Genomic DNA, 15,543 nt, shown 5'->3' with positions numbered 1-15,543 from the left:
TTTTGTATTGAAAGCTTTTATAAAAATCTAAATCAAGAAAATGGAGGAATGCCGCTTGTATTCCATGAATATCAAAACGGTTCGTTATCATCTGTCCGTCCTCTTAATCGTTGCTTTGTTAATTTCGCTGTTCAGTGTAAGCACCGCAAATTCCGCAGAGACGGAAGCTCCCGACTCGGCAGCCGGAACGGCCGCGGAGAATTCGTATCCTTTCTCCGATATTGCCGATTCCTATGCCGCACAAGAAATCCGGTCCTTAGTGCAGGACGGGATCCTCTCGGGCTACGAAGACGGCACCTTCAAACCCCGTGAAACGATGACACGGGCACATCTTGCCAAAGTCCTGGTGCTTGCTTTGGGACTGGAAGAAGACGGGGCGTCCGCCGATGTGTTTGCCGATGTTCCCGCAAATTCATGGTTCAAAGGATATGTAGGAGCACTTCTCAATACAAACATTACGAACGGTACATCCCAGACTACGTTTTCACCAGATAGCCCTGTGACCAGAGAGCAATTGGCCGTATTTTTTATCCGCGCATTCAATCTGGAAGCACTGGCGGTGAAGCTGCCTTTTGATGCTTCTCTTTCCGATGTCGGTCAGATTTCGGATTGGGCGAGGCCGCATGTTTCTTTGGCATTCAAAATCGGCTTCCTGAAGGGGATCGATAACGGGGATGGAACACTGCGGTTTAGCCCGCTGGATGCCGCCGACAGGCAAGCTCTGGCGAGATTGGCTTATGAATTTAAATTAAATCAGGCGTTGTATAAGAGCAAAGTCCAGCAGCTGGAAGCGGCGATAGCATTGGCGGCGGCAGTGAAAGCGGCCAATGAGGCCATCGCGGCATTACCCGATGCTTCAGAATTAACGATCGATGATAAAGCGGCCGTGGAAGAGGCCAGGGCTAAAGTTGAGGCGGCGCGGAAGTTGGGGGCAACGGACAAGGACTTTCCAAATCTGAGTAAGCTGGCGGATGCCGAGCAAAAAATTGAAGAACTGGGCAGGCCAAGAGGAGGAGGCATCATTGGCGGTGGCGGCGGCGGTGGTGGCGGTGGAATTATTAGAGATACCGAACCGCCGGTCATTATTTCGGGATCTGTCAAGATCGGTGAAGCGTCCGTCCCTCTCGTCATCGGAACGAATAATGAGGTCACATTCAATGTGGATCACGCTTTGAACAATGCGGATATGATAACCGATTTTACGATTGTTGCTTCATCGGACACAGACAAATTAATCGTTACGTCATCCGGTGTGAGCAGAACGGTAACGTTCCAGAACGGGACTGCTCATGTGAGCGTAGCCGATCTGCTTGGCCCTGATTTTGACCGGCAGGGTGACGGTGTTTCCGTCGGCACATTGAGAAGGCATCTTTTCGAAGGAAACCTCGAATTGACAGGAGAGTTGACCGATAAGACAGGCAATAAATCCACAGTCAAGTTGAAAATCGTCAAACCTGCGAGTGCACCGGTTCCGGAAATCACCTCTGCATCCGCCGTTATTGGGGGCAAAGCGTTTTCGATTCACACGAATGTGCCCAATTACATTGCCTTCATTATAGACGATGCTTTGCAGGATACAGACATGTTCACCAGCCTGACGGTCGCAGCTTCCAGTGGCGCCGAAGCTCTAACGTTTTCCGAAAGCGGGCAATCCAGAACAATATCCTTTGCCAGCGGTACCCAACAAACGGTGAAGGTCGCAACATTGCTCGGCCCCGCATTGGATCCGCAGGGCGATGGCGTATCTGTCAAAAAGCTAAGAGAGCTGCTTCAAAATGGAAACATTACGGTGCGCGGGGTATTGAGCGATACGAATGGAAAACAATCTCCCGTCATTTTAACCATCATCAAGGGGAATAATGACTCGGTGCCTACGTTAATAGGCGCTGCCGCTGTCATCGATGGGAATGCCGAACCGGCAGTCATCACATCCGGGAATACCATTACATTCACATTGAGCAAATCCCTGGATGATTCCCAGATGCTGGAGAGTCTGCTGATCCATGCTTCAAGCAATGCCGACACGCTTGCGATAACGGAAGCCGGAATTACCAAAAGGATTCACTTTTCAAACGGTACAGCTCAGGCGACAATAAAAGAGCTGCTCGGCACCGCCTTTGATCCTCAAGGCGATGGTGTTTCCGTCGGGAAATTAAGAAGTGCGCTGGAGAGCGGAAACATCACCGTTTCGGGAACCCTGACGAATTACACGGGGGTTGCCAATAATGTGACGATCAATGTCATTGTGGAATAGGTGACCCGGATCAGAATAAAGAAAAGAGCACCGGCCGATAAGGGCGGTGCTCTTTTTTGCTTTTAGGCCAAAGATTCTTTAGCAGCAGGCTCTATCAATTTGTATCCGACGTTGCGAATGGTTACAATATATTCGGGGTTGCGCGCTTGATTTTCGATTTTGTCGCGCAGATGGCTGATGTGGACATCGACGATGCGCGTATCCCCCAGGAAATGATAATCCCAAACGCCGTGAAGCAGCTGCTGCCGGCTGAGTACTTTGCCGCGGTGCTTGCAAAGGAACAGGAGCAGGTCGAATTCTTTGGGCGTGAGTTCAATGAATTCGTCTCTTACTTTCACCTCACGCTGCTCCGGAAGGATCTCGATTTCTCCGATGGTGACCGGGGTATCTTCCCCTGCGGACGGGAGCAATTGGGAGCGGCGCAATATGGCCTGGATACGCGAGATCAGCTCCTGCGGGCTGAAGGGCTTGGTCATGTAGTCATCCGCACCGTTGTCGAGTCCTGCAATTTTGTCGGAAAGATCATGCATGGCGGTGAGCATAATAATAGGAACCAGGTTATTTTGGGAGCGAAGCCGGCGGCAGACCTGGAAACCGTCCACCTTGGGCAGCATCAGATCAAGAACAATAAGGTCCGGTCGATATTCCTTGATTGCACTGAATACGGATTCTCCATCATAGACACAGTGAACATCATAGCCAACCAATTTAAGGTTGAATTCAATGAGCATCGAAATCGAAGGTTCGTCGTCAACGACAAGAATTTTTTTCTTCAACATTCGAGAGTCTCCTTTTTATGTGCACTTGATATTTGTATTATGGCATCACTGGATCATCCTTGTATTAAGAAAGCGTAAAATGTATGTTAAAATTGACAAAGATCTAGTAGTCTAGTGGTTGACGTTGAAAGAGGAGTGGACTCAAGACAAATGGCATTTCATATCGTATTGGTTGAACCCGAAATACCCGCAAACACCGGCAATATCGCCAGAACCTGCGCTGCTACGGGAACCTGGCTTCATCTGGTCAGGCCGCTGGGATTTAATACGGATGACAGAACGTTAAAACGTGCGGGTCTGGATTACTGGCACGCGGTGAATATCGAATATCATGATTCATTCCAGGAAGTGAAGGATAAGTACAAAGATTCACGCTTTTTCTTTGCAACGACCAAAGCGGACAAGCTGTATACGGAGTTTTCATTTCAGGATGGAGACTTTTTGGTATTCGGCAAAGAGACGAAGGGGCTGCCCGCCGAGATTTTGGAGCAGCATCCAACGGCACTGATGAGGATGCCTATGACAGAAGCGGTTCGTTCGCTGAATTTATCCAATTCTGCGGCCATCATATTATATGAGGGACTGAGGCAAACCGGCTTTCAAGGGTTGAAATGAACAAGACGGAAGGAATTCCCTCATAGGCGTCGAACTGTATAAAGTAAAATAGCAGACAGTTATCGATAAGCGAGGTGACTAGATCATGAAACCGGCAGGTGTTGTTAGAAAAGTCGACCAATTGGGGAGGATCGTGCTGCCGAAGTCTTTGCGTAAACGGTATCAAATGAATGAGGGAGATCCTGTAGAGATTTTGGTTAGCGGAGATCATATCATTCTGGAGAGATACCGTCCGCGCTGCGTCTTTTGCGGATCAATGGAACTGGTGAGCGAATTCAGAGAACGGCATATTTGTGCGGAGTGTCTTGGTGAAATGCAATTATTGAAACAAAATAAAGAATAGAAGAGAGCATCACGTCTCCCGAGAATGATCGGGGCGCGATGCTTTTTTCTTTCGGGTCCATTTACGCAGTTCTTTTTTATTATTGGTTAATTTTTGAATCGCTACCATGCGTTCGATTAAGCCTTCATCATTGGGATAGGAATGCAGACAGCTGCGGATAAACTGGGCGGCCTCCTCAAATTGCTCCAGCTTACAGCAGTAATCCGCGGCCCATATGGCCAGTTTTTCCCAGTCCTGTGCAAACTTCTCCTTTAAGGAGAGAGAAAAAGCGTCAAAGCAGCCCGGCAGAATATGCTGGGTGGCGCGCGGCAGAATCAGCTTGCACATGGCATATTTCAGCATGGAATCCTTCTCCTCCAGGCTCCGGTTCATTTCCTCCATGACATCCGCCAAATCGCATTCAACGGCGCATTTGAAATAAATCGAATCCCGGTCAATGGCTAGACATGGCGGCTCTTCAGGGCGGGCTTCAAACAGCTTCGCAAAATGATTCAGATACACCCTGAGATTGCCAAGCGCTTTTTTGGCGGTCATCTCCGGAAAAAGCATATCGCACAGCTCTTCCCTTGTTGCGGTTTTGCGAAATGCCAGGTAGATCAGGATATTTTTGGCATATCGGGTGTTCCAGCCTTCCCGGATCACCCGGCCGTTCATTTGGACTTCAAAGCCGCCCATGCATTGAATGGATACCTTATTCCGGGCGACAAGCCGGTTATATCCCTCCAGCATAAGCAGCTGCAGGAACCTGTCAGTAAAAACATAAGTATCCGTTCTAATGCTTTTCGGCCTCTGAATAAACTTCATGATCCACTCCACGGTAACCGCCGGCTGATCGAAAAAAACCATATTCGATGAGTCCGGTACAATGAGGAACTTGGAATGATGAAGAAATGAATTATAAAGGCTGGTGAAAGAAGGCGGGAACAGAGGATCCGATTCGCCGGATAATACTAATGCAGGCTTATGAATCCGGCGCAAATGCTCGAGCTTGAATTGACAGGCGATTTCTATATGATTCATATACATTTTAACGGGCAGCCGGGCATAGGATTGAATGATCCGTTTTGCAATCGAGTGGTCTTTATGCTTTACGGTTAAACGCTGAACCATGAATTCTCCCAACTTATCCAATGTTCGAGCTTTTGCCAGCTCTTCCCGCAATTCCTTTTCACTGGCCAACGGAGGCAGCGGCAAAAAAGCCTGAGGCGAGATCAATATCAGACTTTCGATAAGCGTTTCATACCTATCGGCAAAATGAACAGCGATGTTTGCTCCGAATGTGTGACCGACGATCACAAGGTTGTGAAGACCTAAGGCTTGAACCAACGATAATAAATCATCGCAGAGCAATTCTATAGTTGCGGCCTTGCCGCCGTCTTCACTTTGTCCATGGCCTCTCAAATCATAAAGCAGTATGGAGTACTGCTGCCTTAAGATCGGTATAAGATAGTGAAAATAGCTGCTGTCGAGCCCCGTCCCATGAATAAATACAATGGTTGTTGAAGACGTAGATGCAGATTCATAATATTCATAATAAGATTGAATATCGCCGGTTTGTATATAATTCATGCGATGAAAGTCCTCCGACATTCCAAGAAGCAGACTTTAAGAACTGGGACCCGTAATATGATTATAGTAAACTTTCATGTAAAAATAAAAGAATAGTTAATAATCGATAACGAATAACTGGATTTTGTAACTATTTTGTAACGCTAGATTTGGTAAGCTAAACAAGAGGAGGAAATATATCCTATATTTCTTCCAATTTATGAAGAGAGGTCATCATTCGGGATAATTGTTAATAGAAACGGAGTGTTGAAAAGGTGTCGGAATCCAAAAAAATCATCAACATCGATGTTGCTAAAATATTAGATCAATTGGGGATCAGCTCCCAATTTATGCTGAACAATCAATCGAAGCAGCCGGAATGGGCTTGGACTCAGGCACAAACTTTAAAAAAAGTTGAATTTACCAAAGTGCTAAAGTCTGTCAATCATGATCAAACCGGTAATATGAATCCATTGTAGTTTTGACCGCATGAGGGATGTAGTTTAGTAACTAATAGTATGATACAATATGTATCTACAGTCAACTGAAAAAGCGATGGGCATCTGCATCCCGTAAAAAGGATTAAAAAGTAAAAAAATAGCACCAACCCGTGTGGCAACAGGCCGATACTACTTTTTCGATCATAGTCCTTTGGTTTTATCATCATTATAGGCTGCTGTAAGTATTGCGGTGATGAACATCAATAAGATTAGAATCATAATCCAGAACGTGGCTGACATCGCTATTGCACCTCCCATTGCATATTATACCCAACGGTACAAGAAAAGAAAACTTATAAATATGTGAACATCTTTCCTGAAAATCATTTGTATGGAGAAGGAATGGAGATCATGATCGATATACATACGCATATTCTGCCAGGAATCGACGATGGCGCGCAGGATGAGCAGGAAGCCATCCTGATGGCGCGTGCTGCTGTCCAAGAAGGAATCAAGGCCGTCATAGCGACTCCTCACCATGCCAACGGAAGATATGATAATCCCGGGCATGAGATCCAAAAACGCACTCAGGCCCTCAACCTGGCGCTTAGCGAGCACCGGATCGCTTTGGAGGTGCTGCCCGGGCAAGAGGTTCGGATTCACCAAGGCTTACTAGAAGATCTTGAACAAGGAAAAATCATCACATTATCCGGGTCAAAATATCTTTTGTTAGAGCTTCCATCAGGCATGGTCCCCTCCTACACGGAGGAGATGATTCATGAATTGATAGTCCTGGGCATTACCCCCATTATCGCTCATCCGGAGCGGAATGCGGAATTGGCGTCGTCTCCGTCCGTGCTGATGCGGTTATTGGAACGGGGAGCTTTGACCCAGCTGACCTCACATGCCGTCGATGGACGATTCGGGCGCAAGCTGCAAAAGCTGTGCCTGGAATGGTGCAGGCAGGGGATGGTCCATATGATTTCATCCGATGCACATAATATAAACGACAGGCCCTTCGGACTCAAAAACGCCTACGCCGCGATATCTGCTCACTTGAACGATACTTTGGCGGAGGAGCTCAAAGACAACACTGAACGTTTGATCAGCCGGTTGGAGATCCGTACTTTACAGCCGGTATTGCTGAACAGGAAATGGTGGAAGCTATGGTAAAAGGTCATTTGAAAAATAAAAAGTGGGTGGGCAGCTTTCTGAGCCGTCCATTGTCCGAAGGCCTGTTAATGACCTGACCTTCATAAATCAGGCTGGAAGAACCTCCGCCGTCCAGATTGTAAGCATCCTTCACTCCCAAAGAAAGTAGCTTGTCCTGCAGCTCGGGCAGCGTAGCCCCCGAATTCCCTTTCTCATCGTAGCCGTCGGTAACCAGGAACAGCAATTGATCATTCTTAAAATTGCCGACAACCGTCCGCGGCGCACGGGCGGGAGAAGTGAGCCATTGCTGCGGAATGGCCTGTTTATTCCCGTTTTGAAGAAGGATTGGGACAAAGGTCGCCCCGAAGTTTGGATTGAGCTTGTCCAAATCCGCCTGTCTCGTGAATTTGCCCCCGATCAGCTTGCGGTCCTTGCTTAGCCCGATAAATGCCAGGTCTGCAAAGGTTGGCTCGAACCCGTAGACATATTTGCCGTTGTACATCGTCGTGCTGAGCGGATAGCGCCTGCCGCTGCGGCTGTCGTCGGCAAACCCGCCGGCATTGACCCCGGCTGTAGCTCCATAGCGGCTTGCGGCCTCAAGCGTTGTCTCGCTGCCGCCGACCTTATCCTGCCCCAGCACCATTTGCATCGCTTTATCCGATTTTAAATCCACTTTAAGCGCATACGCTTTATAGTTCCGTTCGTTAAAGGAGTACAGCTTTATATCCGCATTGGGGCCTGATGTGGATCGAATCGCATGGCCTCCCAGCTTGAGCCCGATCCTGGCGTCAAAAATGATCCTGGGTCGCTGGGCAGCGAGCTCGGCCGTGCGGGACATACCGGCTGCTTCGGCCGCGCTCTTGGAATAGAGCTCGTAATGCTTCTCGATCGTCGACCGGGTCAAAGCGGCGGCCTCGATCGCTTGGTCCAGTTGGCTTACGGCCGTCTGCACGCTATCCGGCATCGTCCATCCGTTGGCGGCAATGTGTTCCTGCTCAGGAAGCGCAACGGACATGGGGGCGAACAGCAGGAATATCATGATTCCGGTAAAAGGCGCGCAAACCAGCAGCATCAACCGGTTTATTTGCCGTATCGTGTCCATCATGGCGAATCACCTTCCTTGCTACTTCAACGCGTCAAGCTGTTTCTTCAGCTCATCGAGTTTCTGCCGTACATCGGCTAATTGGGTGTAGAGCTGATTGCTGTTGTCGGTCCTGCTGCTTGCACTGTCCTTGGTAAAAGCGAGCAGTTCGTTTACGGAATCGATTTTCGACTGGAGCTTGGCCATATCCGCGGCCAGGCTTTCCTTCAATCCGGCGATTTCCTGCTGGTATTGGCTTTGGATGGCTGCAAGCTGATCACGGGTCTGCTTGGCAATCTCATCTGTCATTTGCACCTTCAGATGGTCGGTATACAGCTTGGCGCCCCAAGCGCCCAAGCCCACCAGTAACGCCCAGGTCAGAAACAGTACGGCATAGGCTTTCTTCTTCGTGTTTACTCTGCCGGAGCGTTCAACCTTTTGAGACGGCTGCGGTTCGAGGGGTGTATTCATGGTTGGTTCACCTTCCTATATTCATTCGGGGACATGCCAACCGCTTTCTTGAATACTTTGCTGAAATATTTCTCGTCGTCGTACCCGACCATCGCGGCTACCTGAGCAATGCGCAGGTTGGGATTCAACAACAGCATCTTGGCTTTGTCGATGCGGATGCCGCTTATATAATCGGAAATGTTGACGTGAAATTCCTGCTTAAACTTGCGGGAGATATATTCCCGGCTCAAGTAAAAATGGTTGGCGATTTCCTGAAGCGTAATATCCTGATGATAATGATGCTGAATATACCTGGCAATGTCAAAAATAACGTTGCTATCCTGCTGCTGCTGGGTGAGCAGCAGGCGGGACATCTCCGTCAGGCTGCGGATAAGCTGCTGCTCCCACAAATCGATGGAGAAGGCCCCCTGTTCGTCCAGCGGGAGAATGAAAGCATAGCCTTCACTCTGGCCGAAGGAAGGAAGACCCTTCCCGAACATCTCGGTAAGCCAACGGTTCCGGGATACATTGTACTCATGCCACCACAGCTCCAACTGCCCGATCGTAATGGAAGACTGTCCGCGAACCGCAGAAGTCCATTCCAGAACCGCTTTGCGGATCTGCTTTTCGCTGCCGCTTTGTACAGCCAGCTTGAAGGCTTCCGCATAGTCCGTAAAGGAAAGCGGCTTGGGCGGCGCCGGCGGGTTCGGGTCAAACGTATAGATGGCTTTGGTCTTGGTCAGCAGGTTCCGGTTTCTCAGCGCAAGACGCGCTTGCGTGTATGCCGCGGATAAACCGGCCGGGAACGGCCTGCGCAAGCTGATGCCGATATCAAGGGTGCTCCCCAAAACGGACCGGATCCCCTGCTGCAATCGTGCAAGCAGCTGCTCCGTGGTGTCCAGCTCCTCATAAAACAAGATCAGAACCTCATTGTCGCTGTTCCAATAGCGGTATGCCACTCCTAGGCGTTTGGAGCCTTCAGCGAGCATTTCATTGCTGATGTTCGTTAAAGAGAAGAAGAGCAATTCCGTATGTTTGCCGAATTTATTTTTCAAAGCGGCGCTGAGCGTATCCACGCTCAAAATCGCCACTTTGCATTCGCGAACGTCCCGGCTTAACCCAAACTCCTCCTGCAGGGCATCCGCCATGCTCTCATACCCCGACGGTTCCGTTATCAGCCCCGACAAGCTTTTCTCCCAGTATACCGGCCGGAGCTGATTCCTTTCGATGTTTCGTTCGGTTTGCCTGGACCGCTCCGCTTCCTCCTCACGGATGCGCGTTACGGCTTTGGCGAGCGCGCCATGAAGCTGCTCGGCATCGATCGGCTTAAGAATGTAGTCGATGCCGCCGTATTTGATGACATGCCGGAGCAGCTCGAAATCGTCATGACCGCTCACGACGATCGTTTTCCCCGCAGGATAGTTCGTTTGAAGCCATTCCATCAGCTCCATGCCGTTTTTGAGCGGCATCATCATATCCGTAAATATAATTTCGGGTTTATGCTCTTCAATTTGTTGGATAGCCTCCACGCCGTCCTGAGCCTCCAGCACGGCGGTAATACCGAAGTTATTCCAGGGCACGAGAAGCTTTATGGCATCGCGCACGTGCTTCTCATCATCTACAATGATGGCTTTCATCCCTTAAGAAGCCTCCTTTGGCAGCGTCGGTATGCGAAGGGTTACCGTAACCCCTGAAGGCTTGTTATGATCGATGATCATTTCCGCTTCATCCTCGTAATAGAGCCTCAAACGGGACATGACATTGATAAGGCCAATGCTTTCTTCTTCCTGCTGATGCCGCGGCCGGGCTTCCAGTCTGCGCCGCAGCTTCTGAAGCGTATCTTCGGTCATGCCTGTTCCTTCATCCTGTACCCGGATTTCCATCCGCCCGTCATCCCCAAGTCGGGCGGCTATCGTCAAGGTTTCCGAAACCGACCGCTGATCGAAGCCGTGTTTAAAGTAATTTTCCACAAGCGGCTGCAAAATCATTTTGGGCACCGGAATATGCATGATGCTTTCATCCGCCTCATAGTTTACCGTCAGTTTGTGTTCAAAACGCTGCATTTGCAGCTCCAGATAAGCTTTCACATGAGAGAGCTCGCTTGCAAACGGGACCACCGTATCGCTGTTCATGCTGTAGCGCATCAGCTTGGCCAGCGAGGAGATCAGCGAATACACCTGAGGAGCGTTGTGCTGCAAAGCCAGCGTTCCGATCGATTGCAGTGAATTATACAAAAAGTGCGGATTGATTTGCGCCTGCAGCGCCTTGAGCTGATTCGTTTTGTTGGCGATTTCGAGCTGATATTCCCGCATAATCAAATTGTTGATTCTTTCCATCATGCTGCGGAAGCGGCCGGCCAGAATAGCAAACTCGTCATTACCTTTGACGTCGATATCGGCGTGCATGTTGCCGGTTTGAATTTTTCCGATCGTTCCGATCAGCCGCTTGATAGGGGTAGTGAACCGGATCGAAATCACCAAGGTGGCGCCAATGACGACGATCATGAATGCAATCAGAATCATCATATTGATTTCCGTTATTTGTCTGGCATTGCTGTTCAGCAGCTCGTTTGGAATCCGTTTGACAAGAATCCAATCATGATAAGGCGAATCCATGCGTTCATAAATGTGAATGCCTTTAAACTCGTCGCTGTTCCACTCGAAGTTTCCGCTCGGCTGATCCAGCTGCTGCAGATGCTTCACCCAGCCGTCCTCAAGCGTTTGGCCCAGCAGCATGGGATCAGGGCCGTAAATGACCGTACCCCCGGAATCGAGAATGAACAACTGCTCTTTTCCTTGTTCGTACAGCTGTTCAGCAATCGACCGGATCATATTCAGATTCACATCGATCGACAGCGTTCCGAATTCCTTCATTGTAACGGCGTTCGTAATAGAGCGGTGCAGGGTAAACACGGGAACGGAGGGCAGCGGATTGAACCCGCTGGATTTGTACGTATGGCTCAGATGCGTCGGCTCCAGGACGGTGTCGGATTTGCCGACTTGAGGCACATATTTCGGCCCGGTCCCTTCGTTGCGGAATATGTTCCCTTGTGAGAACAAAAAAGATTTATTGGAATTGGACAAATATAAATAGGCTTGCTGGATTTCCTTTACCGACATGACGATGGCCTGCATCCCGCGGAAGATTTCCCCCCGGTCCAGGTAATCGACTGCGCCGTTCTCCACCGCACCGTAAAGAGACGTGTCGTTATAAATGGACAAAGAAGCTTGCTGAATGACGTTCAAGTGATTCGTAATATTGGTTTTTCCCTGATAGATTAAGTTGGAATTGGTCTTTATCGTCTCTTCGATCACATTGTGCTTCGTTATAAAATAAGTCATCGCTATTGAGGTGGAGAACGGGATGATGGTCGCGGCAAGCAGGAATACGATCAGCTTGTTCCGGATGCTGTTGCGTATCAAGGCACAGGCTCCTCCCCCCAAAGTGTTTGAGCCCTTATTGTAACAGGAGAGATCAATAAATTCCACCTGTTACGTCACCATAATCCATGTTGTTCCCAAGCGGCAGCTTCTATACTAAGGGTATACTTTACCGGCCATCTGCAAATTTTAATTAAAAACTTCTAAATGAGGAAAAAGGGGGCGTTAAGCCATGAAAAAGAATCAGCGCAGGGCTGATCTGCTTCAGCAGCTCGTGTTTGTAGGACCGGCATTATTGTTCTTTTCGGTCATCATCATCATTCCGTTTCTCATGAGCATCTATTACTCATTTACGGAGTGGAACGGCGTCACTTCGGATGTGAAGTGGGCCGGATTTGATAACTTTACTCATATTTTGTTGACGGATAAAGACTTTCACCGGTCATTCTGGTTTACAACCCGGTTTACGATAACGAACGTCATCCTGGCCAACGTTCTCGGTTTCCTGCTGGCTCTTTTGCTGTCACAGGCATTAAAGACCAGAAATGTGCTTCGCACCATCTTTTTTATGCCTAACGTCATCGGGGGCCTGCTGCTTGGCTTTATTTGGCAGTTTATTTTCGTTAAAGGCTTTGCCACGATCGGAGAGCTGACCCAGCTTGCCTTCTTCCAGCTGCCTTGGCTTGGCGATGCGCCTACGGCGTTCTGGGGCTTGATCATCGTCAGCGTTTGGCAAACGGCCGGGTATCTGATGGTTATCTATATCGCGGGTCTGTCCAACGTGCCTAGAGAGCTGACGGAAGCGGCTTACATTGACGGGGCCACCCGCTTTCAAACCCTGCGTCACATTACGCTGCCCATGATTATGCCGGCAGTCACGGTATGTTTGTTCCTGACGATTTCCTGGGCATTCAAAATGTATGACTTGAACGTCTCCTTGACGCAAGGAGGACCATTCAACTCGACCCAATCCGTCGCGCTCAACATCTATGAAGAAGCGTTCCGCAATAACCGTTACGGCCTCGGGACGGCCAAAGCCTTAATTTTCTTCGTTGTCGTGGCGCTGATTACGCTGGTTCAAGTGAGCATCACGAAGAAAAGGGAGGTTGAGGTGTAATGCCATCGGTTAAAAATTACAACAGCCGCACATTTCTGCTGGAAGTGCTCGCCATCTTGTTGGGACTGCTGTTTCTGGCGCCGTTCTACTTCGTTATCGTCAATTCCATGAAGACGTTTGGAGATCTGCTGGTCAACTCGGCCAACCTGCCCAAGTCGATCAACTTTGACAACTATATCAGAGCCTGGGAAATCATGAAATTTCCGAAGGTGTTCATGAACTCCTTGTGGATTACGGTCATCAGCAATGTGGGGCTTGTCATCATCAGCTCCATGGCTGCCTACCGGCTCGTCCGCCGACCGTCCAGGTTCAACAATCTGGTTTTCCTTGCGTTCGTCGCCGCGATGGTCATTCCATTCCAGTCGATCATGATTCCGCTGGTAAGAGTGGCAAGCGAACTTAATCTGATGGACAGCCGGACCGGACTCATTATCTGCTATTTCGGATTCGGCGTATCGCTGAATGTGTTTTTGTATCACGGATTTATTAAATCGATTCCTAAGGAAATCGAGGAATCGGCTACCGTGGACGGATGTACTCCTTACGGTGTATTTTGGAAAATTATTTTTCCGCTGCTGAAGCCGATGAGCGTAACAGTTATTCTATTGAACAGCTTGTGGATTTGGAACGATTTCCTGCTTCCGCTGCTGGTGCTGAACAGCCCTGATCTGCGGACGATCCCTCTGGCCACCTTTGCCTTCTTCGGCCAGTATACGAAGCAGTGGGATCTCGCTTTGGCGGCTTTGGTGCTGGGTGTCATTCCTATCATCCTTTTCTTCTTATCCATGCAAAAATACATTATTGAAGGTATTACGGCAGGCTCGGTAAAAGGCTGATCCACGCGCATCGGGCGCATAATGAAAGCGGTTGTTCAAAATGTTCCACCTTTTCGGTCAATATTCTCAGTGGTCGACGCCTGGGGCATTTTATACAATAAATTTGCAACTTGGATAAAAAGCAGTAAAAAAGAGGGAGGTTCCCACCATGAAACTTAAAAAGTTTGCCGGCATAAGCCTGGCAGCCGTTATGCTGATGTCGACCGCCGTAGGCTGCGCGAAGCAAGAAGAAGCGCCAAGCCCGGGTACGGACGGAGCTGCGGGAGGCAAGAACGTAACGCTTAAGGTGTTCCAGTTTAAAGTGGAAATCGCAGAGCCGCTCGCCAAGCTGGCCGCAGAATATGAGAAAGAAAATCCGGGCGTAAAAATTCAAATCGACACCGTCGGCGGCGGCGCGGATTACGGCGCAGCGCTGATGGCTAAATTTAACTCCGGCGATAAGCCCGATTTGTTCAACAATGGCGGTTTCTCCGACCTTGACAAGTGGATCGAGCATTTGGAGGATTTGTCCGACCAGCCTTGGGTGAAGGATCTGGTACCGGTAGCCAAGGAGCCTATGACCAAGGACGGCAAGCTGTACGGCCAGCCGCTGAACCTCGAAGGCTACGGCTTCCTGTACAACAAAGACTTGTTCGAGCAAGCGGGTATCACGGAGCTGCCTAAAACGCTGTCCCAGCTCGAAGATGCGGCGAAAAAGCTTCAAGCCAAAGGGATCACTCCTTTTGTGAACGGCTACGGGGAATGGTGGGTGCTCGGCAACCACTTTGTGAACCTGCCTTTCGCGCATCAGCCTGACGTGAACGCCTTTGTGAAAGGTCTTAACGACGGCACAGCGAAAATTCCGGGTAATCCCCAGTTCGAGAATTGGGTGAAGCTGTTTGATCTGCAGCTGCAGTACGGCAACAAAAACCCGCTGCAAACCGACTACAAAACACAAGTGACCGATTTTGCTACAGGCAAGGCGGCAATGACGCAGCAAGGGAACTGGACACAATTGCAGCTGACCCAAACGAACCCGAATCTGAATGTTGGCTTCCTCCCGATGCCGATCAGCGATGATGCGGCTGCAAACGATAAGCTGCCGGTAGGCGTTCCGAACAACTGGGTGATCAACAAAAACTCCCCTAATAAAGAAGAAGCCAAGAAGTTCCTGAACTGGCTGGTGACTTCCGAGATAGGCAAGAAATATATGGTTGAAGAGTTCAAGTTCATCCCGGCCTTTACGAATATTCAAGGCGACGAGAAGATTCTCGGACCTTTGGCGGCCGACATTATAAAATACAGCAAAGAGAACAAAACGCTCAGCTGGAACTGGTTTAAATTCCCTGGAGGCGAAGCTTCCAGCAAGAAATTCGCAGCGACCATGCAAGCTTACGTTGCGAAGCAGAAGACGAAAGACCAAATGCTGACCGAGTTCCAGCAAACCTGGGACAGCTTGAAGAAGTAAAGCATACGGCCTGGCCGCAAGAAGATTGCGCGCCGGGCTTTTTTTTCTACGGCGGCATGAATAACATACATGTTATTTGAGCCATTGGTTTTCTAAATTTT

At 49.3% G+C, this 15,543-nt stretch carries 14 protein-coding genes; 8 read left to right on the top strand and 6 right to left on the bottom strand.

Translation table 11 applies throughout. From position 1 onward, the window contains the following. Positions 1-64: 64 nt before the first annotated feature. Positions 65-2,254: an S-layer homology domain-containing protein gene (locus NR121_RS11980; RefSeq protein ID WP_249929522.1), complete on the top strand. Its 2,190-nt coding sequence runs from the start codon at positions 65-67 to the stop codon at positions 2,252-2,254. Between the two features lie 62 nt (positions 2,255-2,316). On the opposite strand, the gene NR121_RS11975 is transcribed toward NR121_RS11980, so the two are convergent. Beyond that, a complete protein-coding gene (locus tag NR121_RS11975; RefSeq protein ID WP_054817107.1) occupies positions 2,317-3,033 on the bottom strand; it encodes a response regulator transcription factor in 717 nt (238 codons plus the stop codon). 150 nt (positions 3,034-3,183) lie between these two features. On the opposite strand from NR121_RS11975, the gene trmL reads away from it, so the two are divergent. Continuing rightward, complete coding sequence (gene trmL / locus NR121_RS11970; RefSeq protein ID WP_062406799.1) at positions 3,184-3,648, top strand: tRNA (uridine(34)/cytosine(34)/5-carboxymethylaminomethyluridine(34)-2'-O)-methyltransferase TrmL; 465 nt, start codon at positions 3,184-3,186, stop codon at positions 3,646-3,648. Between the two features lie 85 nt (positions 3,649-3,733). Beyond that, positions 3,734-3,991 (top strand): AbrB/MazE/SpoVT family DNA-binding domain-containing protein, encoded by a 258-nt coding sequence (locus tag NR121_RS11965; RefSeq protein WP_054817108.1) that lies wholly within the window; start codon positions 3,734-3,736, stop codon positions 3,989-3,991. A 9-nt stretch (positions 3,992-4,000) separates the two neighbouring features. On the opposite strand, the gene NR121_RS11960 is transcribed toward NR121_RS11965, so the two are convergent. Next, positions 4,001-5,560, bottom strand: coding sequence for an alpha/beta fold hydrolase (locus tag NR121_RS11960; RefSeq protein ID WP_062406801.1), 1,560 nt, complete (start codon positions 5,558-5,560; stop codon positions 4,001-4,003). Positions 5,561-5,814: 254 nt separating this feature from the next. On the opposite strand from NR121_RS11960, the gene NR121_RS11955 reads away from it, so the two are divergent. Beyond that, on the top strand, positions 5,815-6,018 hold the full coding sequence (locus tag NR121_RS11955) for a hypothetical protein (RefSeq protein WP_062406803.1): 204 nt from the start codon (positions 5,815-5,817) through the stop codon (positions 6,016-6,018). 372 nt (positions 6,019-6,390) lie between these two features. Next, on the top strand, positions 6,391-7,152 hold the full coding sequence (locus NR121_RS11950) for a tyrosine-protein phosphatase (protein ID WP_062410818.1): 762 nt from the start codon (positions 6,391-6,393) through the stop codon (positions 7,150-7,152). Between the two features lie 4 nt (positions 7,153-7,156). Here NR121_RS11950 and NR121_RS11945 read toward each other — a convergent pair whose 3' ends face one another. From NR121_RS11945 to NR121_RS11930, 4 genes are read right to left on the bottom strand one after another with little or no spacing between them, the layout of a single operon-like run. Continuing rightward, entirely contained in the window at positions 7,157-8,233 is a 1,077-nt protein-coding gene (locus tag NR121_RS11945; protein ID WP_062410819.1) for a phosphodiester glycosidase family protein, read from the bottom strand. 21 nt (positions 8,234-8,254) lie between these two features. Continuing rightward, entirely contained in the window at positions 8,255-8,683 is a 429-nt protein-coding gene (locus tag NR121_RS11940; RefSeq protein WP_054817112.1) for a hypothetical protein, read from the bottom strand. Beyond that, positions 8,680-10,299: a response regulator gene (locus NR121_RS11935; RefSeq protein ID WP_256831241.1), complete on the bottom strand. Its 1,620-nt coding sequence runs from the start codon at positions 10,297-10,299 to the stop codon at positions 8,680-8,682. Before NR121_RS11935 ends, NR121_RS11940 begins: the two co-directional genes overlap by 4 nt. Before the next feature lie 3 nt (positions 10,300-10,302). Next, on the bottom strand, positions 10,303-12,084 hold the full coding sequence (locus NR121_RS11930) for a cache domain-containing sensor histidine kinase (protein ID WP_062406808.1): 1,782 nt from the start codon (positions 12,082-12,084) through the stop codon (positions 10,303-10,305). Positions 12,085-12,274: 190 nt separating this feature from the next. Between NR121_RS11930 and NR121_RS11925 the strand changes: the two genes are divergently transcribed. The 3 genes from NR121_RS11925 to NR121_RS11915 all read left to right on the top strand — a co-directional run bounded on the left by NR121_RS11925 (position 12,275) and on the right by NR121_RS11915 (position 15,442). Further along, positions 12,275-13,159 (top strand): carbohydrate ABC transporter permease, encoded by an 885-nt coding sequence (locus NR121_RS11925; protein WP_062406810.1) that lies wholly within the window; start codon positions 12,275-12,277, stop codon positions 13,157-13,159. Beyond that, entirely contained in the window at positions 13,159-13,995 is an 837-nt protein-coding gene (locus NR121_RS11920) for a carbohydrate ABC transporter permease (protein WP_054817116.1), read from the top strand. The genes NR121_RS11925 and NR121_RS11920 overlap by 1 nt, the downstream gene beginning before the upstream one ends. A 148-nt stretch (positions 13,996-14,143) precedes the next feature. Then, positions 14,144-15,442 carry an ABC transporter substrate-binding protein gene (locus NR121_RS11915; protein ID WP_054817117.1) on the top strand — a complete coding sequence of 433 codons (1,299 nt, stop codon included), beginning with the start codon at positions 14,144-14,146 and terminating at the stop codon, positions 15,440-15,442. Positions 15,443-15,543 lie beyond the last annotated feature (101 nt).

The sequence above is a fragment of the Paenibacillus sp. Pae15 genome, from assembly GCF_024519685.1.
In the GTDB taxonomy this organism is placed as follows: Bacteria; Bacillota; Bacilli; order Paenibacillales; family NBRC-103111; genus Paenibacillus_G; species Paenibacillus_G naphthalenovorans.
This window is presented reverse-complemented; position numbering and strand designations above follow the sequence as displayed.

Bases quoted from the DNA above. Each gene is read 5' to 3' on its own strand.
- trmL (WP_062406799.1), top strand. From the start codon at position 3,184: ATGGCATTTCATATCGTATTGGTTGAACCCGAAATACCCGCAAACACC.
- NR121_RS11960 (WP_062406801.1), bottom strand. From the start codon at position 5,560: ATGAATTATATACAAACCGGCGATATTCAATCTTATTATGAATATTAT.
- NR121_RS11940 (WP_054817112.1), bottom strand. From the start codon at position 8,683: ATGAATACACCCCTCGAACCGCAGCCGTCTCAAAAGGTTGAACGCTCC.
- NR121_RS11920 (WP_054817116.1), top strand. From the start codon at position 13,159: ATGCCATCGGTTAAAAATTACAACAGCCGCACATTTCTGCTGGAAGTG.
- NR121_RS11935 (WP_256831241.1), bottom strand. From the start codon at position 10,299: ATGAAAGCCATCATTGTAGATGATGAGAAGCACGTGCGCGATGCCATA.
- NR121_RS11915 (WP_054817117.1), top strand. From the start codon at position 14,144: ATGAAACTTAAAAAGTTTGCCGGCATAAGCCTGGCAGCCGTTATGCTG.
- NR121_RS11925 (WP_062406810.1), top strand. From the start codon at position 12,275: ATGAAAAAGAATCAGCGCAGGGCTGATCTGCTTCAGCAGCTCGTGTTT.
- NR121_RS11975 (WP_054817107.1), bottom strand. From the start codon at position 3,033: ATGTTGAAGAAAAAAATTCTTGTCGTTGACGACGAACCTTCGATTTCG.
- NR121_RS11945 (WP_062410819.1), bottom strand. From the start codon at position 8,233: ATGGACACGATACGGCAAATAAACCGGTTGATGCTGCTGGTTTGCGCG.
- NR121_RS11980 (WP_249929522.1), top strand. From the start codon at position 65: ATGAATATCAAAACGGTTCGTTATCATCTGTCCGTCCTCTTAATCGTT.
- NR121_RS11950 (WP_062410818.1), top strand. From the start codon at position 6,391: ATGATCGATATACATACGCATATTCTGCCAGGAATCGACGATGGCGCG.
- NR121_RS11965 (WP_054817108.1), top strand. From the start codon at position 3,734: ATGAAACCGGCAGGTGTTGTTAGAAAAGTCGACCAATTGGGGAGGATC.